This is a genomic window from Streptomyces sp. NPDC058773, assembly GCF_042746015.1.
In the GTDB taxonomy this organism is placed as follows: domain Bacteria; phylum Actinomycetota; class Actinomycetes; order Streptomycetales; family Streptomycetaceae; genus Streptomyces.
On the sequence record NZ_JBHYPE010000032.1, the window covers coordinates 22,607 to 41,512 of the forward strand.

General features: G+C 71.9%; 17 protein-coding genes. 10 read left to right on the forward strand and 7 right to left on the reverse strand.

Translation table 11 applies throughout. The annotated features are described in order from the left end of the window. The first annotated feature begins 116 nt into the window (after positions 1-116). Entirely contained in the window at positions 117-977 is an 861-nt protein-coding gene (locus tag ACFW5B_RS24920) for a rhomboid-like protein (RefSeq protein ID WP_386443614.1), read from the forward strand. Positions 978-1,065: 88 nt separating this feature from the next. Here the strand turns inward: ACFW5B_RS24920 and ACFW5B_RS24925 are convergent, their stop codons facing one another. Further along, on the reverse strand, positions 1,066-1,608 hold the full coding sequence (locus ACFW5B_RS24925; protein ID WP_386443616.1) for a hypothetical protein: 543 nt from the start codon (positions 1,606-1,608) through the stop codon (positions 1,066-1,068). Positions 1,609-1,878: 270 nt separating this feature from the next. On the opposite strand from ACFW5B_RS24925, the gene ACFW5B_RS24930 reads away from it, so the two are divergent. Then, positions 1,879-2,664: a pentapeptide repeat-containing protein gene (locus ACFW5B_RS24930; RefSeq protein WP_386443761.1), complete on the forward strand. Its 786-nt coding sequence runs from the start codon at positions 1,879-1,881 to the stop codon at positions 2,662-2,664. Positions 2,665-2,935: 271 nt separating this feature from the next. Then, positions 2,936-5,338, forward strand: a complete 2,403-nt coding sequence (lon, locus tag ACFW5B_RS24935) for an endopeptidase La (RefSeq protein ID WP_386443619.1) — start codon at positions 2,936-2,938, stop codon at positions 5,336-5,338. A gap of 63 nt (positions 5,339-5,401) precedes the next feature. Here lon and ACFW5B_RS24940 read toward each other — a convergent pair whose 3' ends face one another. Next, on the reverse strand, positions 5,402-6,259 hold the full coding sequence (locus ACFW5B_RS24940) for a lysozyme (protein ID WP_386443621.1): 858 nt from the start codon (positions 6,257-6,259) through the stop codon (positions 5,402-5,404). Between the two features lie 266 nt (positions 6,260-6,525). On the opposite strand from ACFW5B_RS24940, the gene ACFW5B_RS24945 reads away from it, so the two are divergent. After that, positions 6,526-7,029 carry a MarR family winged helix-turn-helix transcriptional regulator gene (locus ACFW5B_RS24945; RefSeq protein ID WP_386443623.1) on the forward strand — a complete coding sequence of 168 codons (504 nt, stop codon included), beginning with the start codon at positions 6,526-6,528 and terminating at the stop codon, positions 7,027-7,029. A 166-nt stretch (positions 7,030-7,195) separates the two neighbouring features. On the opposite strand, the gene ACFW5B_RS24950 is transcribed toward ACFW5B_RS24945, so the two are convergent. After that, a complete protein-coding gene (locus ACFW5B_RS24950; protein WP_386443626.1) occupies positions 7,196-8,041 on the reverse strand; it encodes a hypothetical protein in 846 nt (281 codons plus the stop codon). 639 nt (positions 8,042-8,680) lie between these two features. Here ACFW5B_RS24950 and ACFW5B_RS24955 point away from each other — a divergent pair. From ACFW5B_RS24955 to ACFW5B_RS24975, 5 genes are all read left to right on the forward strand, one after another. Next, positions 8,681-11,629 carry a nitrate- and nitrite sensing domain-containing protein gene (locus tag ACFW5B_RS24955; RefSeq protein WP_386443629.1) on the forward strand — a complete coding sequence of 983 codons (2,949 nt, stop codon included), beginning with the start codon at positions 8,681-8,683 and terminating at the stop codon, positions 11,627-11,629. Beyond that, positions 11,626-12,123 carry a roadblock/LC7 domain-containing protein gene (locus tag ACFW5B_RS24960; protein ID WP_386443632.1) on the forward strand — a complete coding sequence of 166 codons (498 nt, stop codon included), beginning with the start codon at positions 11,626-11,628 and terminating at the stop codon, positions 12,121-12,123. Before ACFW5B_RS24955 ends, ACFW5B_RS24960 begins: the two co-directional genes overlap by 4 nt. Positions 12,124-12,196: 73 nt before the next feature. Then, positions 12,197-12,598, forward strand: coding sequence for a DUF742 domain-containing protein (locus tag ACFW5B_RS24965; protein WP_386443635.1), 402 nt, complete (start codon positions 12,197-12,199; stop codon positions 12,596-12,598). Between the two features lie 37 nt (positions 12,599-12,635). Beyond that, positions 12,636-13,250 carry an ATP/GTP-binding protein gene (locus ACFW5B_RS24970; RefSeq protein ID WP_386443638.1) on the forward strand — a complete coding sequence of 205 codons (615 nt, stop codon included), beginning with the start codon at positions 12,636-12,638 and terminating at the stop codon, positions 13,248-13,250. A 107-nt stretch (positions 13,251-13,357) separates the two neighbouring features. After that, the gene (locus ACFW5B_RS24975; protein WP_386443641.1) at positions 13,358-14,614 is read left to right on the forward strand and encodes a styrene monooxygenase/indole monooxygenase family protein; all 1,257 of its coding nucleotides are present in this window, start codon (positions 13,358-13,360) and stop codon (positions 14,612-14,614) included. Between the two features lie 153 nt (positions 14,615-14,767). On the opposite strand, the gene ACFW5B_RS24980 is transcribed toward ACFW5B_RS24975, so the two are convergent. The 3 genes from ACFW5B_RS24980 to ACFW5B_RS24990 form a co-directional block, all read right to left on the reverse strand. Further along, positions 14,768-15,028: a hypothetical protein gene (locus ACFW5B_RS24980; RefSeq protein WP_386443644.1), complete on the reverse strand. Its 261-nt coding sequence runs from the start codon at positions 15,026-15,028 to the stop codon at positions 14,768-14,770. 36 nt (positions 15,029-15,064) lie between these two features. Then, positions 15,065-15,805 carry a TetR/AcrR family transcriptional regulator gene (locus ACFW5B_RS24985; RefSeq protein ID WP_386443647.1) on the reverse strand — a complete coding sequence of 247 codons (741 nt, stop codon included), beginning with the start codon at positions 15,803-15,805 and terminating at the stop codon, positions 15,065-15,067. A 73-nt stretch (positions 15,806-15,878) separates the two neighbouring features. Continuing rightward, positions 15,879-16,826: a diiron oxygenase gene (locus ACFW5B_RS24990; protein WP_386443650.1), complete on the reverse strand. Its 948-nt coding sequence runs from the start codon at positions 16,824-16,826 to the stop codon at positions 15,879-15,881. Between the two features lie 181 nt (positions 16,827-17,007). Between ACFW5B_RS24990 and ACFW5B_RS24995 the strand changes: the two genes are divergently transcribed. Next, positions 17,008-18,114, forward strand: coding sequence for a ferritin-like domain-containing protein (locus tag ACFW5B_RS24995; protein WP_386443653.1), 1,107 nt, complete (start codon positions 17,008-17,010; stop codon positions 18,112-18,114). 9 nt (positions 18,115-18,123) lie between these two features. Here ACFW5B_RS24995 and ACFW5B_RS25000 read toward each other — a convergent pair whose 3' ends face one another. Next, on the reverse strand, positions 18,124-18,906 hold the full coding sequence (locus ACFW5B_RS25000; protein WP_386443764.1) for an ABC transporter ATP-binding protein: 783 nt from the start codon (positions 18,904-18,906) through the stop codon (positions 18,124-18,126).

Genomic DNA, 18,906 nt, shown 5'->3' on the forward strand with positions numbered 1-18,906 from the left:
TTCTTCATGGGTTGAGCGTGCAGGGTGGTCCGGAACGTAGGACAGAGCAGGGATTCACGACCGAGGGACACGGACGTGGCTCACCGGATGCACCAGGACGGAAGGGGCCTCGTACTGTGAGCTGGCTGGGCACCGCGGAGAGGATACGGGCAGGTCAGCGGCGTGCCCCCGCACCGGAAACGGACACCGGTCCGGGCGGGACGCCGGGTCTGCTGCCCGGCATCCCCCGGCAGCGCGCGGACCGGGAGGCCGGCGTCGCCGGTGCGGGGGCTTTGCCGAACACCCCTGGTACGGCGGCGCGTTGGCGACCCTGGCGGCTGGTGCCCACCCCCGCCGGCACCCCCTTCACCTTCGGCTACGCCGTGCTCCTCGCGGCCACCTCGCTCTTCGCCGAGTACGGGGACCAGGGCCTGGTCTCCGACCTGCTGCGCGGCTCCAGCACCGATGTCGCCCATCTCGCCCAGGCCCCGCTGCTGGTGCTGATCGCCAGCGCCCTGTGGATCGCCGGCGGGATGACCTCCGGGTACGCCGTCGCCTTCCTCTTCGTGCTGACCGCGCTGGAGCGGCGGATCGGCGCGCTGTACACCGTCGTGGTCTTCCTCGGCGGGCATGTGCTCGCCACCCTCGCCACCGAACTGCCCGTCGCCTTCCAGGTCGCGGCCGGCGGGCTGCCGGAGAGTTCGCTGCACCGCCTCGACTACGGCATCAGCTTCGGCGTGATGACCTGCACCGGAGCCCTGGCCGGACTGCTGCCGGTCCGGTCGCGGCTGCCCCTGCTGGCCGGTGCCGGCTATCTCGCCGTGACGGATCTGCTCGCCTACACCGACCCGCTGAGCGACTGGGGACATCTGCTCTCGCTCGCCCTGGGCGTGGCGAGCTGGCCGCTGCTGCGCCGCTGGCGCGCCCACCGCGCCGCCCCCGCACCTCTCCTCGGCGACCTGGGCCACCCGGCCCTGCGGGGCGCGCGGATGTACTGAGCGTTCGGATGCGGCGGTTCCGGACGACGGGGCCAGGAGGCTGCGGGGCCAGGGATATACGGACCTGCGGGTCTGCGGGCCTGTGGGCCTACGGCCGTGCCGTCGACCGGTAGGTGTGGGTGATGGCGTAGGTGCAGCCACCCAGGAGCGCCACACCGGAGAGCACGCCGCTGACGAACGGCACCCAGGCCACGGCGGAGGTGGCCGCCATGACCAGGCCGGTCGCGCCGAGCGCGGTCAGCGTGGCGCCGGGGACGGCGATGCTGCGCCGCTTCCAGACCGACGTCAGCGCGATGAAGTGCAGCCCGACGATCAGCGCGATCCAGGCCACCGCGGTCTGTTCGGGCGCACCCGCCGCCCGCAGCGCGAGATTGCCGCCGGCCAGCAGCACCGCCTCCGCCCCCACGACGAACGCGAACTTCCCCCGGAACCAGTCCGCCCGCGGCACCTCGGAGTCGTCCGGCGCGGGCTCTCCGCGGCGCCCCGCCCGCAGCGCGAGGGTGAGCAGCCCGGCGAAGGTGAGCACCGCGAGTACCCGGAGGGCGATACCGATCGCCGGATTCAGCGGGTCGTGCGCGTTGGCGACCACGAAGACCGTTCCGAAGAGTGCACCGATGAAAACTCCGGACATCCGCTGCAACATGCGCCGAAGGTAGCAGTCCTGACGGGGCGTGAGGCCGGAGGCGAGGGGACGAGGTATCCCTGACGGGCCCCAACTGGCCGGTCGCGACGGCCCGTCGGCTCCTGGGAGAATGGCGGCCCCTTCCGGGCACGGCCTCGCGCGGTGCCCGCCGAGCACTGGAGTACCCGCACCTTGTCCCCGAAGCGCGAGCCGTTGAGGTCCCCACGACGCGAGTCATCGCCGCGTGAGACATCGCCTCCGGACGCCACGGACCCCGGTCTGCGGTCCGACTGCGGCAGCTGCTTCGGACTGTGCTGTGTCGCGCTGCCGTTCGCGGCCTCCGCCGACTTCGCGATCGACAAGGACGCCGGCCGGCCGTGCCCGAACCTGGAGGCGGACTTCCGCTGCGGCATCCACCGTGAGCTGCGCCCGCGCGGCTTCACCGGCTGCACCGTCTTCGACTGCTTCGGCGCCGGGCAGAAGGTCTCCCAGGTCACCTTCGGCGGACGGGACTGGCGAAACGCCCCGGACACCGCCCGGCAGATGTTCGACGTCTTCCCCGTCATGCGGCAGCTGCACGAGCTCCTCTGGTACCTGGCCGAGGCGCTGACCCGCCCGGCCGCCCACCCGGTACACACCCGCCTGCGCGCCGCCCTGGAGAAGACCGAACGCCTCACCCGGGGCGCCGCCGAAGAGCTGGCGGAGCTGGATGTGGCCGCCCACCGGGGCGAGGTCAACACCCTGCTGCTGCGCACCAGCGAACTCGTCCGGGCCGAGGTCCGGGGCCGCAAGAAGGAGCGGCGGGGCGCCGACCTCATGGGAGCCCGCCTCAAGGGCGCCGACCTCCGGGGCGCCAATCTCCGTGGGGCCTACCTGATTGCCGCCGACCTCAGGGGCGCAGACCTGCGCACCGCGGACCTGATCGGCGCCGACCTGCGCGCCGCCGACCTCGCCGGCGCCGATCTCACCGGCGCGCTCTTCCTCACCCAGTCGCAGCTCAACGCGGCCAAGGGCGACGCCGCCACCGAACTGCCGCGGACCCTGACCCGCCCCGCTCACTGGTAGCGGACCCGGCGGCGGCCGGGGAGGCCGAGCCGCCGGACGGTGGGGGTGATCAACGGCCGCCCGGCCGGGCCCACCGAGCCACCGAGGCCTTGGCCCACCGGACCACCGAGGCCACCGGCCCGCCGCGCCTCCGAGGCCCACGGCGCCGCCCCTCCCTGCCCGCTTCGCCGCCCACTCCCCGATCGCTCACAGCGAACGCACCCAGGGGAACATCTCCCCGCCCCGCCGCATTGAGTGAGTAAAGCTCAACTTGCTTGCCGAAGGGGAGATCATGGCTTCGACGTCCACATCGCTCACTCTGCCCGTACTGCCCCTCGATGACGAGGTCGTGCTCCCCGGCATGGTGGTGCCGCTGGACCTGTCCGACGCGGACGTACGGGCAGCGGTGGAGGCCGCCCAGGCCGCCGCCTCCTCGGGCAACAAACCGCGGGTGCTCCTTGTGCCCCGCGTCGAGGGGAAGTACACGGCGATCGGCACGCTCGGGCGGGTCGAGCAGGTCGGGCGGCTGTCCGACGGCGACCCCGGCGCGCTGATCCGGGGCCTGGGCCGGGTGCGGATCGGTTCCGGCACCACCGGGCCCGGCGCCGCGCTCTGGGTGGAGGGCACCACTGTCGAGGAGAAGGTCCCCGATCCTTCCCCGAGTTCTCTCGTCACGGAATACAAGGCGCTGGCCACCAGCTGGCTGCGCAAGCGGGGTGCCTGGCAGGTCGTTGACCGCGTCCAGCAGATCGAGGACGTCCCGACGCTGGCCGACAACGCCGGCTACTCGCCCTTCCTGACCATCGAACAGAAGGTCCGGCTGCTGGAGACCACCGATCCGGTCGCGCGCCTGAAGTACGCCACCGAGACGCTGCGCGAGCACCTCGCCGAGCAGGACGTCGCCGAGTCCATCGCCAAGGACGTCCAGGAGGGCGTCGACAAGCAGCAGCGGGAATTCCTGCTCCGCCGCCAGCTGGAGGCGGTCCGCAAGGAGCTGGCCGAGCTCAACGGCGATCCCGAGGACGAGGGCGACGACTACCGTGCCCGGGTGGAGGCCGCCGACCTGCCCGAGGACGTCCGCAAGGCCGCCCTCAAGGAGGTCGACAAGCTGGAGCGGTCCAGCGACCAGAGCCCCGAGGGCTCCTGGATCCGCACCTGGCTGGACACCGTCCTCGAACTCCCGTGGAACGAACGGACCGAGGACGCCTACGACATCGCCGGCGCCAAGGAGGTCCTGGACGCCGACCACTCCGGCCTGGAGGACGTCAAGGAGCGGATCACCGAATACCTGGCCGTGCGCAAGCGGCGGGCCGAACGCGGCCTCGGCCTGATCGGCGGCCGTCGCGGCGGCGCCGTACTGGCGCTGGTCGGCCCGCCCGGCGTCGGAAAGACCTCGCTCGGGGAATCCGTCGCCCGCGCCATGGGCCGGAAGTTCGTCCGGGTCGCGCTCGGCGGCGTCCGGGACGAGGCGGAGATCCGCGGCCACCGCCGTACGTACGTCGGCGCGCTGCCCGGCCGGATCGTACGGGCGATCAAGGAGGCCGGGGCGATGAACCCGGTCGTCCTCCTCGACGAGATCGACAAGGTGGGCTCCGACTTCCGGGGCGACCCGGCAGCCGCCCTCCTGGAGGTCCTGGACCCGGCGCAGAACCACACCTTCCGCGACCACTACCTGGAGGTCGAACTCGACCTCAGCGACGTGGTCTTCCTGGCCACCGCCAATGTCCTCGAAGCCATCCCCGAGCCGCTGCTCGACCGTATGGAGCTGGTCCGGCTGGACGGCTACACCGAGGACGAGAAGGTGGTCATCGCCCGGGACCATCTGCTGCCGCGCCAGCTGGAGCGGGCCGGACTGGAGCCGGGTGAGGTGATCCTGGAGGACGGCGCGCTGCGCAGGCTGGCGGGCGAATACACCCGCGAGGCGGGCGTGCGGAATCTGGAGCGTTCGGTCGCCAGGCTGCTGCGCAAGGTCGCCGCCCAGCACGAACTGGGCGAGCGGGAGCTGCCGTTCACGGTCGGCGCGGACCAGCTGCGCGCGCTGATCGGGCGGCCGCACCACACCCCCGAATCGGCCCAGGACCCGGCCGAGCGGCGCACCGCGGTGCCCGGTGTGGTCACCGGTCTCGCGGTCACCGGCGCCGGCGGCGACGTCCTCTACGTGGAGGCCTCGCTCGCCGACCCGGAAACCGGGGCGTCCGGGCTCCAGCTGACCGGCCAGCTCGGCGACGTGATGAAGGAGTCCGCGCACATCGCGCTGTCGTTCCTGCGCTCCCACGGCGCGGAACTGGAGCTCCCGGTCGGCGACCTGAAGGAGCGCGGAGTGCATCTGCACGTACCGGCGGGCGCCGTCCCCAAGGACGGGCCGAGCGCGGGCGTGACGATGACGACGGCGCTGGCCTCGCTGCTGTCGGGCCGGCAGGTCCGGCCGGACGTGGCGATGACCGGTGAGGTCTCGCTGACCGGGCGGGTGCTGCCGATCGGCGGCGTCAAGCAGAAGCTGCTGGCGGCGCACCGGGCGGGGATCACGACCGTCATCATCCCCAAGCGCAACGAACCGGACCTGGACGACGTCCCGGACGAGATCCTCGCATCCCTCGATGTCCACCCGGTCGCCGATGTCCGCCAGGTGCTGGAGCTGGCGCTGACGCCGGCGTCCAACGGGGCGGCCCCGGAGGTGGCCCCGCTCAGCGCCTGACCACGGCAGGGGGAGCGGCCGGTGCTCCGTGCGGGAACACCGGCCGCTCCCCGATGCCTGTCCTCAGCCGTTCGCGAGCGCCCGGAGCCGGTCCAGCGCGCCGTTGAAGCGGTTGTGGTCACCGACCGTCGGACCGGTCGAGGTGTACTGCCAGATGGTGTGGAAGCCCCAGCCGGCCGGGAGTTCGCCGACCGAGGAGCCGTAGCGCGGGATCCACAGGGGGTTGACGGTGCCGAAGGCGGCGGAGTTGCCGGTGCACTGCTTCCACCAGTTGGTGGAGGTGTAGAGGACGGCGTCCCGGCCGGTGCGCGCCTTGTAGGTGGCGAACCAGTCCTTCATCCAGTTGACCAGCCCGGCCGCGCTCAGCCCGTAACAGGTCGCGCCGTAGGGGTTGTACTCCATGTCGAGCGCGCCGGGCAGCGTCCTGCCGTCCTTGGACCAGCCGCCGCCGTGGTCGGCGAAGTAGGTGGCCTGGGCGGCGCCGCTGGAGGTGTTGGGGGTCGCGAAGTGGTAGGCGCCGCGGATCATCCCGGCGTTGTACGAGCCGTTGTACTGCTGCGCGAAGTACGGGTTGGTGTAGCTGGTGGACTCCGTCGCCTTCACGTAGGCGAAGCGGACGCCGCTGTTCCAGAGCGTCGGCCAGGCGACATTGCCGTTGTGGCTGCTGACGTCCACGCCCTCGACGGACGCGAGGGCGGCGGCCGGGGGTGCGACGCCGGCCGCCGTGCCCTCGTGCCGGGCGATCTGGGAACCGGCCCAGTCCTGTCCGGGGTGGGTGGGTTCCGGCGCGCGCCGGGCGGCCGCGGCGCCGGCGGTGCCGGGCAGGCCGAGGAGGAGGGCGAGCAGGGTGAGCAGGGTCCCGGCCACGGTCGCGAAGGAGCACACGGGGCGGTGGGGGGAGCCGGATCTGAGCACGGACATACGTGCCTCCGAAGATCTCGGTGGATGACCTGAGGGGGGAGAACTGAGGCATGACACAGGCGTGCAGAGATGAGCTGCGAGGTGCATGACGCCGCGGCGGAATAGCCGGGTCGCTCGGCAGGGCTGTGCCGAAAATGACGATACGCGCGTAGACCGGGGGCCAGAAGAGGTTCGGTGGGCTGCCGTTGGTCTAATCCTGCGAAATACTGGCCGAGCTGCGGCTTCGGCCGCCGAGGGCGGAAACTTTCAGGTGAGGAAACGCGGGAATGGGCGCTGACGTGCACAACACCGGAGCCGACGGAACGACTGCGGACGGCGAGCCGGCCGGCGTGGATCACGTATTTCTCGCCCTGGAACGTGAATTGGCGGTATTTCTCCGCCGGGCCCGTGCCTCGTCCGGCGAAATGGCACGAGAGGTGCATCCCGATCTGGAGCCCGCCGCCTACGGCCTGCTCGTACGGCTGGCCGACGCCGGTGCCCAGCGCGCCACCGACCTCGCCGGCTACTTCGGGGTCGGCAAGGCCACGATGAGCCGCCAGCTGCACGCCCTGGAGAAGCTCGGGCTCGTCGCCCGCGAACCGGACCCGGCGGACGGCCGCGCGGTCCTGGTGCGCATCACCGACGAGGGCCGGGAACGCTACACCCGGGTCCGCACCGGCCGCCGCGCCCGGTACGCCTGCCGCCTCGCCTCCTGGGACCGCGGCGAGGTCGCCGAACTCGCCCGGCTGCTGCACCGGCTGAACGAGGAGCAGGAGGGGGAGGAGGGGTAGCCGAGGCCCCGTCCCCTCCCGCGACGACGCCGGGGCGGTGTGGAAGAGCTGTGGACATCCCGTGGAAATCCCGCTGCCCGCAGGCGGGATGACCAGCCACGGACCCGCACCGCCGCGCGGCCGTTCCCCCCGCGACGGGGAAACATGCCCCGCATTTCCGCGTTTGTCACGGCGCCACAAAAATCACCGCCGCGTCATCCCGCGCCTTGCCGCGGGGAAACGCCGCGCACGCCGGGTCCGCCGCCTCCGCGGCCCGTACCCGGTCGATCAGCGCCTGCGGCCCCTGCCCGGAGACCAGGGCCACGCAATCCGCCCATTCCCCCTCCCGGAAGACCTCGACCCAGCGGCCCGCGCCGTCACTGAGCGCGGTCAGCGAGCGGAGCGCGGTGCGCGGGGTGCGACCGGTCACCGCGCGGGCGGCAGCCGTCGGATCGGCGGCCGCGGTGAAGAAGCCGCCCTCCGCGTTGCGCAGCGCCTCGACCGCACGGGCGTACTCCCGGCTCCGGGCGGCCCGTTCGGCCGATCCGCGGGGCAGTGCCCGTACGGCGGCCCGCAGGTCCCGGACGGCGGGCGGCAGTTCGTCCAGCCGGGAGTCGAGCACCGGTTCCACCGTGCCGTCCGTCCGCTCCAGCAGCAGTACCGAGTCGGACAGGACGAGATGTTCCACTTCGCCCCCGGACCATCGTGCGGCGATCACGGTTGCCTGCGGAGTGCGGACGTGAGAAAGGTCACAGGATTGCCGGTGGCTGTCGGCTGTCCGGGAGATGGCCGCGGCAAGCGCCTCAGTGAGCGTCATATCCCGGTGTGAAACCGACAGTTCGAGCATTGCGCCACCGAGCCGCGCGGTGAACCAGGGCACCCCGTGGACGCAGCCGTCGTCCCCCTCCGGTGGCGTCACACCGTCCAGCAGGACGAGGGCGCCGCCCTCGCCGGAAGCCGGCAGAGCTACCGATGCGTAGTCCTCATTTGGGCGTTGGGGGTCGCCGGGCTCGGTGGCGAGTGCGATGCGCATGTCCCGAAGTCTGCCGGAGGCGGTCGCTCCGGCCCGGCCGGCGGGCGTCCGCGGCGGCACCGGCGGCCGGGCGGGCCGCGGGTTTACCCGGGGTAAGGGGCGCCGGTCCGGCGGCGTGCGGGCGGGCATCTTTCCAGGAGCGGCACGCATCTCCAAACCCGTTCGGGGGTTGCGCGAGGTTGCTGCCCGAAACGGTGGCGCACGGAAGTTGATGGCCAAACTCCGAGTGATGTTCACTCGTTCAGGTGGCCGGGCATGTGTTGCCGAGCCACTGCGCGGCGCCGGTGGAATGGTCGTTGCCCGGATCATTGGGGTGAGGTCAGGACATTCGTCGCGACGCGCAGAGCCGGGCCGGATCCCCTCGCGGAAGTGTGCGCGCTGCGGTCTTCGCGCAGCTCCGCTCCGCGAGCGGAGGGCGAGCCGGGTCCGCGACGCCATGGGGCGTGAGCAGGCGAGACAGGAATGCGAGCAGCGGTGCGGAAGATGCGGCTTCGAGGCGGCGCAGGGAAGCCGGGTTCACCGGCCGGTTCGACTGCGGGACCGGGCACGGGCTCGGCTCCTGGCAAGGGACCGGAAGCGAAGGGCGGTCCCGGTACGACGGGCCGTGAAGAGAACTCCACGGGACGGCGCCCCGCACGGGTGCGCAACCGGCTGGTCGGCGCGGTGGCCGTGGTGGCCGCCGCCGTCCTCGGCGCCGGCGCCCCCGGCCTGACGGCGACGGCCGACCACGCCGGCACCGGCCAGCAACTGGTCGATCTGGCCGAACTGAACGCCCGCGCCATCGCGCTCGCGCACTCCCTCGCCGACGAACGCGACGGCATGACCGCGTACGCCGCCAACCGCGGCGGCCGCGGTGCCGCGCGGACGGGCGCCACCGGTACCCAAGAGGCCGCGCCCGCCCGGACCCAGCGGGCCCGGGTGGACCGGCAGATCAGCGAACTGCGCTCCGAGGCCCAGGACGCCTCGGGCGACACCGCCGTCTACCGGGCCGCCGCCAAGCTGCTGGCCGCACTCCCGCAGACCCGTCAGAAGGCGCTGTCCGGGACCGGATCGGCCGAGCAGGTCTACACCGCCTATACCGAGGCCCTGCAGGCGCTCGACGCGATCAGCGACGACATCGCCCGCGGACTGCCGGCCCGCGCGGACTCCGCCGACGCCGACACCCGCGCCCTGCCGTTCCTCGGCCGCGCCACCGAACAGGCCGCGGGCACCCGTGCCCTGCTGCTGGCCGGGCTCAATGCGGGCGGCAGCCAGCCCCGGCTGACCGCCCTCGCCCAGATCGCCCACGTCCGGGCGCAGGCCGCGCTGGGCGACTTCCGGCAGACCGCGAGCCAGGCCGGCCGGGACCGCTACGACCGCACCGTCACCGGCGCGGAGGCCAACACCGCCGAGCGCTATCTGACCCGGCTGACCGACCAGCCCCGGCTGGACGCCTTCGACCTGCGGCTCAACCGCCGCGGTGTGCAGAGCACCCTCACCACCCGCATCGGACTGATGCGGGGCGTCGAATCCGCCATGGCCACCGCCGACATCCAGCGGCTCGGCGGGCTGCGCGACGACGCGGTGAACGAGCTGGAGATCCGCATCGGCCTGGAGGCGCTGTGCCTGCTGCTGGCCGTCGGCGCCGGGGTGTGGGCCGCCCGCTCCCTGACCCAGCCGCTCGCGGCGCTGCGGATCGGCGCCAAGCGGGTGGCCGAGGACCCCGCGCACGAGGAGCCCATCAGCTACAAGGGCCGCAACGACGAATTCGCCGCCGCCGTACGGTCCGTCAACGCGCTGCACGCCCAGGTCGGCGAGGTGGCGCGGCGCACCGGCGAGCTGGAGGGCGAGCGCAAGCGGCTGATCGGCGGCCGGCAGCGGCTGGTCGCCGAGCGCGAGGTGCTCCAGGAGCAGACCGAGACGCTCAGGGAGGAGATCGCCGACCTCACCGAGCGGCTGGCGGCCCTGCGCAGCGGGGTGCACGGCCGGTTCGTCAACCTCTCGCTGCGCACCCTCGGGCTCGTGGAGCGCCAGCTCGGCGTCATCGAGTCGCTGGAGGAGAGCGAGCAGGACCCGGAGCGGCTGGAAACCCTGTTCAAGCTGGACCACTTCGCCGCGCGGATGCGCCGCAACAGCGAGAACCTGCTCGTCCTCGCGGGCGCGGAACAGCACAGCACCAACCACCAGGGCCCGGTGCCGCTGCTGGACGTGCTGCGCGCCGCGATCAGCGAGATCGAGCGGTACGAGCGGGTCCGTATCGAGTCGCTGCCGCCGCACTCCCAGGTCGCCGGTTTCGCCGCGGACGACCTCAGCCACCTGGTCGCCGAACTCCTGGAGAACGCCACCGCGTTCTCGCCGCCGAACGCCCATGTGGAGCTGTCCGGCTGGCTGCTGGAGAGCGGCGAGGTGATGCTCTCGGTCCAGGACGAGGGCATAGGGATGACCTCCGAGCGGATGGCCGAGCTCAACGAGCGGCTGGCGGACGTCGAGGCCGCTTCCTCCTCGGAGACCGTCGACGACGCGCTGGGCCTCGGGCTGTACGTCGTGGTGCGGCTGGCCGCCCGGCACGGCGTCCGGGTCCAGCTGCGGGACGCGAAGCAGGGCGGCGTCACCGCCGTCGTCGTGCTGCCCGGCTCGATCCTGCCCACCCGCCCGGTCCCGTCGGCCTCCCCGGCCACCGCGTCCGAGGACGTGCCGCACACGCCGAGCCTGCCCGGCTCGGTCGCCGAGGCGAACTCCAACGCGCTGCCGCCGCGCGCCTCCCGCGCCGCACCGGCGGCGGGCGCGACGGGGAGCGCGGAGGCGCCCGCCGCGGCCCCGGCCGAGGGCGCCCCCCGGCCCGCCGAGCGGCCCGCCGCGACCGACACCGCACCGGCCACCGGCCAGGAGGGGACCCCGGACACGGATCCGGCGCCCGCCGCCGACCCGTTCGTCGTCGCCGCGGAGCGCGCGATCGACGCCGCCGGGCTCGGCGCCCCGGCCGAGCCGGGACCCGAACCGGCACCGGCGCCCGCCCCGCAGCAGCCCACCGGCCCGACCACCCACGCCACGGGCGAGCCGAGCCCGTACGGTCCGCAGTCGCCCGGCCCGTACGGCCCGACCACCAGCGGCACCGGCGAGCACGCACGGCCCGAGGAGGAGCCGCGGCCGGCCGCGGACCCGGCCTCCGGTCCCGCCGCGTCCGACGCGCCGGCGGCCGATCCGTACGCCATCGGCCCGGACCGGCACAGCCACGCCACCGACGCGGCACCCGTGGAGGCGGCACCCACCGGCGCGGCGGCACCCGCCGACGCGACCCCGGCCGGCGCGCAGACCGCTGCCACCCCGTCCGAGGAGGAGCGGCGGACGACCTCCATGGGGCTGCCCAAGCGCACGCCCAAGGTCGTGGCGCAGCAACAGGCGCCCACCGCCCCGCGCAAGAGCGGTGCGGCCAACGCCGAGGCGCTGCGGCGCCGGCTCGGCGGATTCCAGGCGGGGGCACGAGACGGCCGACGTGAGGTCGAGGCCGAGATCGCAGACCGTACAGCGGAGCTGACCATCCCAGAGACGGACACCGACGGAGCGGGGGCCCCGGGAGAGAGCCACGTTGTCGAGGAGGCACGCGATTGAAGGCGCAAGCGCCCACTGCGCACGGACAAGGCCTGAGCAGCCAGGCCCGGAATCTGCACTGGCTGCTGACCAACCTGGTCGAAGAGGTACCGGGCATCCGCTCGGTCGCGGTGGTCTCCTCCGACGGCCTGCTGCTGCTGTCGTCCGACCCGGGCCGGGTGGACGAGGCGGCGGCACGGCCGGGCGGCGGTGACGGTCCGCGGGGATCCAGCGCGGATCTGGCCACCATCGTGTCCGGGCTCGGCAGTCTGACCAACGGCGCCGCGAAGCTGATGGACGGCGGCGCGGTCAAGCAGACGATGATCACGATGGACGAGGGCAGCGTGTTCGTCATGTCGATCAGCGACGGTTCGCTGCTCGGCGTGCAGGCCACCCCGGACTGCGACATGAACGTCATCGCCTACCACATGGCGCTGTTCGTGGGCCGGGCCGGACATGTCCTCACCCCCGAACTCCGCAGCGAACTGCGCAAGTCGATGGAGAGCGCCAAGTGAGCGAACGTAGTGAGCGAACCGTTGAGGGGCGCGTGCTGAGCGAATGCGAGGCCCGGCGAAGCGAGGTTGCGGCATGAGCAGTTCTCCCAAACTCCCCGTGCGAGGCGGGGACCGTAAACCCGCGCGCGTACGGCCGTACTCGCTCACCGGCGGCCGGACGCGCTTCGGGCACGTCCTGCTCGTCGAGACGTTCGTGGCCGCGCTGGAGGCACCCGAGGAACGCCGCGAACTCACCTCCGGCGGCTGGGGTGACCGGGTGATGCCGGAGATGCGCGCGATCGTCGAACTGTGCCGCCGGATGCGCTCGGTCGCGGAGATCTCCGCACTCCTCAAGATGCCGCTGGGCGTGGTCCGGGTACTGCTCAGCGACCTCGCCGACCAGGGAAAGATTCGCGTCTACGGCACCGGGCACGGCTCCGGCCGGCCCGACCGCGCGCTGCTCGAAAGGGTGCTGAGTGGACTTCACAGGCTCTGACACGATATCGGCCGGGCCGACGGCGAGCGCCGGTTCCGTGCGAGGGGCCGACCCGGCGGCGGCCGCGGACGCGGGGCTGCAGAGCTGGCAGACGGACCGTTCCCGGGCGCCGATCGCCACCAAGATCGTGGTGGCGGGCGGCTTCGGCGTCGGCAAGACCACGTTCGTCGGCTCGGTCTCGGAGATCACCCCGCTCCAGACCGAAGCCGTGATGACGCAGGCCAGCGCCGACACGGACGATCTGACCGCCACTCCGGAGAAGACCACGACCACGGTCGCGATGGACTTCGGGCGGATCACCCTGGACCAGGAACTGGTGCTCTATCTGTTCGGCACGCCTGGACAGCAGCGCTTCTGGTTCATGTGGGACGACCTGGTGCGCGGCGCGATCGGCGCGATCGTGATGGCCGATACCCGCCGCCTGGAGGACTGCTTCCCGGCGCTCGACTACTTCGAGAGCTGCGGACTGCCGTACGTCGTCGCGGTCAACCACTTCGAGGGGACGGAGGCGTTCGCCGTCGAGCACGTCCGTGAGGCACTGACCGTGCCGCCGCAGGTTCCTGTGGTGATCATGGACGCGCGGGAGCGGACCACGGTGGTCCAGTCGCTGCTCGCGCTGGTCGGCCACGCCCTGGAGACCTCCCCGGAGTGACCGGAAGGGTCTGGTTACCGGGGTGTGGCCAGACCCGTCCGGACCCGTAGAGTCTCGCTCCTCCCCACACCTCCCCGAACAACCAGCAGTAAGAGAAGAGCCCCGCCATGCGGAAAATACTCATCGTCGGAGCCGGCCAGTCCGGCCTCCAGCTCGCCCTCGGCCTCCAGTCGCAGGGCTATGAGGTCACCCTCATGTCCAACCGCACCGCCGACGAGATCCGCGCCGGCCGGGTCATGTCGACGCAGTGCATGTTCGACACGGCGCTTCAGCACGAGCGCGACCTCCAGATCAACTTCTGGGAGAGCCAGGCCCCGCGCATCGAGGGCCTCGGCGTCTCGGTCGCCGCGCCCGGCAGCCATGAGGCGCCCGAGGGCTCGCAGCGCGCCATCGACTGGGTCGGCAAGCTGGACGGCTACGCCCAGTCCGTCGACCAGCGGGTGAAGATGGCCGGCTGGATGGAGACCTTCGCGCAGCGCGGCGGCCAGCTCGTCATCCACGGCGCGGCCGTCTCCGACCTGGACTTCTTCGCGAGCCGCTACGACCTGACGCTGGTCTCGGCCGGCAAGGGCGAGCTGGTGTCCATGTTCGGCCGGAACGCCGAGCGTTCCCCGTACGACGCCCCGCAGCGCGCGCTGGCCGTCGCCTACGTCCACGGGCTGGGCCCGCGCCCAGAGCACCCCGACTTCGACGCGGTGCGCTGCAACCTCGTGCCCGGTGTCGGCGAGCTGTTCGTCATGCCGACGTACACCACCTCCGGCCGCGCCGACATCCTCTTCTGGGAGGGCATACCCGGCGGCCCGCTGGACGTGTTCCAGGGCGTCAAGGACCCCGCCGAGCACCTCGCCCTCACGCTGAAGCTGATGGAGAAGTTCCTGCCCTGGGAGTACGCCCGTACCACCGAGGCCGAACTGACCGACGCCAACGGCACGCTGGCCGGGCGCTACGCCCCCACCGTGCGCAACGCCGTCGGCCGGCTGCCCTCGGGCGGTCTGGTCCTCGGCGTCGCGGACGTCGTCGTCGCCAACGACCCGATCACCGGCCAGGGCTCCAACTCGGCCTCCAAGTGCGCCGCGTCCTACCTCGCCTCCATTGTCGAGCGCGGTGACCAGCCCTTCGACGAGGACTGGATGCACACCACCTTCGAGCGCTACTGGACCACCGCGCAGCACGTCACCAAGTGGACGAACGCGATGCTGGCGCCGCCGCCGGAGCACATCCTGAACCTCATCGGCGCGGCCGGTCAGCTCCAGCCCGTCGCCGACCGGTTCGCCAACGGGTTCAATGACCCGTCCGACTTCGAGAACTTCTTCTACGAGCCGGAGAAGACGAATGCGTATCTGGCGTCGCTGACCCAGCCGTAGGGGTGCTTCCCACGTTGTTGGGTGCGCCGCCGGGTGGCTTCCCTCCCCGCCTTTGGCGGGGAGGGTTTTTTTGTTTGGGGGCGCCGTTGTCGCCGGGTGCGTGGGGGCGCCGGTGGCGGGCCGCAGAGGGTATGAGGTGGTTCCTGTGGTTCTTCAGTTTTTGCGCCAGGGCCACTTGGGGCCGGTGGGGGGTGCTGCGGTGGGGTCGTACTCGTACTTCCAGCCGCTGGGGAGGCCGAGGCGGCTCACGCGGGCGGGGGTGCGGCGGTAGACGTGGCGGGTCGGGGGGCGGCCGTCGTCGTGGGGTTCGGGCACCACGTACGTCTTGGGCGGCTGGCCGGTCATGCCGACCAGGACGGGCAGCACCCGGCCGTCCAGCGGGCCGCCGACGAAGGGGGTGTTCTCGCTTCTCACGCGCTCAGTGTCACACCGCCCGGGGCCGGCGGCGGCTCACAGCAGATGCGCGGCGTCGGTGACCACGGGCAGGGTGCGGCGGGCCAGATCGCCGGCCGGGCCGTCGGCGGTCTCCAGCTTGAGCGCCGCGCGGGCCACCCGGGCGGTCTGCGGGTCCCCGGCGGCGGTCGCGGTCAGCAGCGCGATGAAGTGGTCGACGAGCCAGTTCCGCAGCTCGTCGAGGGCCGGCTGCTTTTCCTCGTCGAGCCAGATGAGCGAGGCGCCCTCGACGGCGGTGATCCACATGCGGACGGTCATCCGCAGCCGCAGGCCCGGTTCGGGCTCGCCCAGATGCCGCAGGATCTGGTCCGCGGCGGCCCGCCGTACCTCGTCGACGATCGCGGTCGTACGGGTGGTCTCCACGACGCTGCCGCCCTGGAGCAGCGCGCTGAACCCGGCGTCGTGCTCGTCGACGAACGCCAAGTAGCGGTCCAGCGCGCGGGACAGCCGCTGGGTGAGCGGACCGGACTCCGGCTCGGCGAAGCACCGCTCCAGGACGTCGGCCGCGCTGCGCAGCGCGGCCTCGTACAACTGCTGCTTGCCGCCGGGGAAGTAGCGGTAGACGAGCGGCCGGGAGACCCCGGCGGCAAGGGCGACATCGTCCAGGGAGACGTCTTCGGGCGCGCGCTGGGCGAACAGGTCCAGCGCGGCGGTGAGCAATTGGCTGCGGCGCTGCTCCACGCTCAGCCTGCGATACGCGGGTCGGGGTACTGCTGGGGCGGTGCCGCTGCCGTTCATGCAGAGCAGCGTAACCGGCCCGGATGTCGGGTCGTACAGGTGCTCGGGGTGTACCGGTTTCCTGCCGTCCGCTTCAGGCCAGCAGGCCCGAGCTCCGCCACAACCTGCGGCCCACACCCCGCAGTACGCCGATCTCGTCCAGGAAGTCGGTCAGCCGCCGGGCGCCGGACTGCATCACCTCGCGACGGTGGCCGCTGGCCGCGACCTGTGCGACGGCCTCCCGCCGGTCCAGGCCGACCCGGGTGTAGACCGCCGGATTGACGAAGGCGACGGAGAACACCCGGGCCGCCTCCCCGGAGCTGATGCGGGTCAACTCCCGCTCCCAGCGCGGCGCGGTGACCATCTGGCGGCGCAGCTCCTCGCGGGCGTAGCGCACATGCCGGGCCTCCTCGACGACATGGATACGCGTCACCCCGCGCACGAGGGTCTGCACCCGCTCGTCCGGGAAGGTCAGCCGCTGCATCCAGTCCAGGATCTCCTCGCCGAGCAGGGTGCAGGCGAAGGACCCCGGGGTGGTGGAGACCGTCTTGAGGACGCGGGCGAGGTTGTGGTTGCGCCGGGAGACCGGGTACGCGGGTGCGCCGCCCTTCTGGATCATGCGCGCGAACATCTTGGAGTGCCGGCACTCATCGGCGATCTCGGTGAGGGCGTAGCGCACGTGCGCGCTGGTCACCGGCTTGTCGTAGATGTGCCGTACGAGCAGCTGCATCAGGATGATCTCGAACCAGATGCCCAGCGAGGCGAGCGAGGCGGCCTCGTGCCGGGAGAGGTCCTGCTGCTGCTCCAGCGACATCCTCTTCCACAGCGGGGTGTCGTAGAGCGAGACCAGCTCCGGCGGCCAGAACCACTTGCCCTCCTCCAGGGGCGCGTCCCAGTCGAGTTCGGTGTCGGGGTCGAAGGAGTGCCTGGCAGAGGAGTCGAGCAGTCGCTCGGCGACCTGTTCCCGGTCCTTGAGCAGACCGAGGGCGTCCCGCAGCACGTCGGTGTCCGTTTCGGTCATCGGGGTGGGCGCGCTCGTCATGGCTGTGGCTACCTCGCTACTGGGGTCGGGGCCTGTCCTACCCCCGGTCATCTCTTATGAGACTGCCTGTCAGCAAGCTCGTCAATCCCCTGTGCACGACTTATTGACCCTCCGGTAAGAAACGTGTGAGCCTGCCAACGACCGCCCATGGCAAGGCATTTGGCGAGCCGAGGAGGCCTCCGTGTCGACCCGAGATCTCTACGTACAGGACCCAGGCGACCCCGTGTGGAAGGTGCCCGCCTCCGGTGCGGCCCGCTTCAGCTGGGACTACGACGACGGGCGCGACCGGCTGCTCGCGCTCTATCAGAAGGGCAAGGACAAGCAGTGGGACGCCAATCTGCGCATCGACTGGGATCACGAGGTCGACCCCCAGGACCCGCTCGGCACCCCGGACGAGTCGATGTCCCTGTACGGCACCAAGTACTGGGACAAAATGACCGAGAAGGACCGTGGTGCTCTGCGCCGGCACTACACCTCCTGGCAGTTCAGCCAGTTCCTGCACGGTGAGCAGGGCGCGATGGTGTGCGCGGCCCGGATCGTCGAATCCGTACCCGACCTCGACGCGAAGTTCTACTCCGCCACCCAGACCATGGACGAGGCGCGGCACGCGGAGATATACAGCCGCTTCCTCCAGGAGAAGATCGGGATGCTCTACCCGGTCAACGACAATCTCCAGGCGCTGCTCTCCGACACCCTCAGGGATTCCCGCTGGGACATGCCGTATCTCGGTATGCAGGTACTGATCGAGGGCTTGGCGCTGGCCGCCTTCGGCATGATCCGCGACACCACCACCAAGCCGCTGCCCCAGCAGATCCTCGCGTACGTCATGCAGGACGAGGCGCGCCACGTCGCCTTCGGGCGCATGGCACTGCGCGACTACTACAAGCAGCTCACCGATGCCGAACTGCGCGAACGCGAGGAATTCGTCATCGAGGGCTGCTATTTGATGCGCGACCGGCTGCGCGGTCTGGAAGTCCTGGAGAACTTCGGCATTCCGCACGACGAGGCCGCCGAATTCACCGAGCAGTCCGAATTCCTGCATCTCTTCCGCAAGCTGCTCTTCAGCCGGATCGTGCCCTGCGTGAAGGACATCGGCCTGTGGGGCGAACGCCTCCAGCGCGCCTACGTCGACATGGGTGTCTTCGAGATGGGCGACTCCAACCTCGATCTGCTGATGGCCCAGGACGAAGAACTCGCCGAAAAGCTGGACGCGGAGCGCTTCGCGGCCGAGGAGGAGGCCCGCACGGCGGAGGTCGCGGCGGCCATCGCGGAGGGCGCGGAGGGCTGACGCCGGGCTTCAGCGTTTGCCCGACCGCGCCAGCCAGCGGCCCTCGTGGCGGGACACCTCGATCGGGCGGCCGAAGCAGGCCGTCATCCGCGGCCCGGTGAGCACCTCGTCCACGGGGCCGCGGGCCTGCACCCGGCCGTCGCGCAGCAGCAGGGCGTGCCCGATGGCCGGGGAGAGTTCCTCCAGGTGATGGGTGACGGTCACGGTCGCCAGCTCCGGGCGCCCCACGGCCAGCCGGTGCAGCGCGTCGATCAGGTCCTCGCGGGAGGGCAGGTCGAGCGCGTTGAACGGCTCGTCGAGCAGCAGCAGCCGGGGCTCGGCCATCAGCGCGCGGGCGATCAGGATCCGGGCCCGCTGGCCGCCCGAGCACACCCCGAACGGGCGGTCCGCCAGCTCCTTGCAGTCCAGCTCGGTGAGCAGCTCATGGGCGCGCTCACGGGTGGCCGCGTCGTACTTGCGCCACAGCGGCTGGACGGTGCCGGTCGCACCGGTCAGGACGACCGTGTGGCCCGTCGCGTCCTGGGGGACCTTCTGCGAACCGGAGACCAGACCGATGACGGCGCGCAGTTCCCGGACGTCCACCGAACCGAGGCGGTGGCCCAGCACCTCGACGGTGCCGACGGTGGGGAACATCAGCGCCCCGACGAGACGCAGCAGCGTGGTCTTGCCGGCACCGTTCGCACCGAGCAGCGCCCAGTGCTCACCGGAACGCACGGTCCAGTCGATCGCGTCGAGGATGACCTGCCCGGTGGTGTAACGGCGGACGCCCACCCCCTCCAGGGCGGCGATCAC

Bases quoted from the DNA above. Each gene is read 5' to 3' on its own strand.
- ACFW5B_RS24925 (WP_386443616.1), bottom strand. From the start codon at position 1,608: ATGTCCGGAGTTTTCATCGGTGCACTCTTCGGAACGGTCTTCGTGGTC.
- lon (WP_386443619.1), top strand. From the start codon at position 2,936: ATGGCTTCGACGTCCACATCGCTCACTCTGCCCGTACTGCCCCTCGAT.
- ACFW5B_RS24940 (WP_386443621.1), bottom strand. From the start codon at position 6,259: ATGTCCGTGCTCAGATCCGGCTCCCCCCACCGCCCCGTGTGCTCCTTC.
- ACFW5B_RS24945 (WP_386443623.1), top strand. From the start codon at position 6,526: ATGGGCGCTGACGTGCACAACACCGGAGCCGACGGAACGACTGCGGAC.
- ACFW5B_RS24950 (WP_386443626.1), bottom strand. From the start codon at position 8,041: ATGCGCATCGCACTCGCCACCGAGCCCGGCGACCCCCAACGCCCAAAT.
- ACFW5B_RS24965 (WP_386443635.1), top strand. From the start codon at position 12,197: ATGAGCAGTTCTCCCAAACTCCCCGTGCGAGGCGGGGACCGTAAACCC.
- ACFW5B_RS24975 (WP_386443641.1), top strand. From the start codon at position 13,358: ATGCGGAAAATACTCATCGTCGGAGCCGGCCAGTCCGGCCTCCAGCTC.
- ACFW5B_RS24985 (WP_386443647.1), bottom strand. From the start codon at position 15,805: ATGAACGGCAGCGGCACCGCCCCAGCAGTACCCCGACCCGCGTATCGC.
- ACFW5B_RS24990 (WP_386443650.1), bottom strand. From the start codon at position 16,826: ATGACGAGCGCGCCCACCCCGATGACCGAAACGGACACCGACGTGCTG.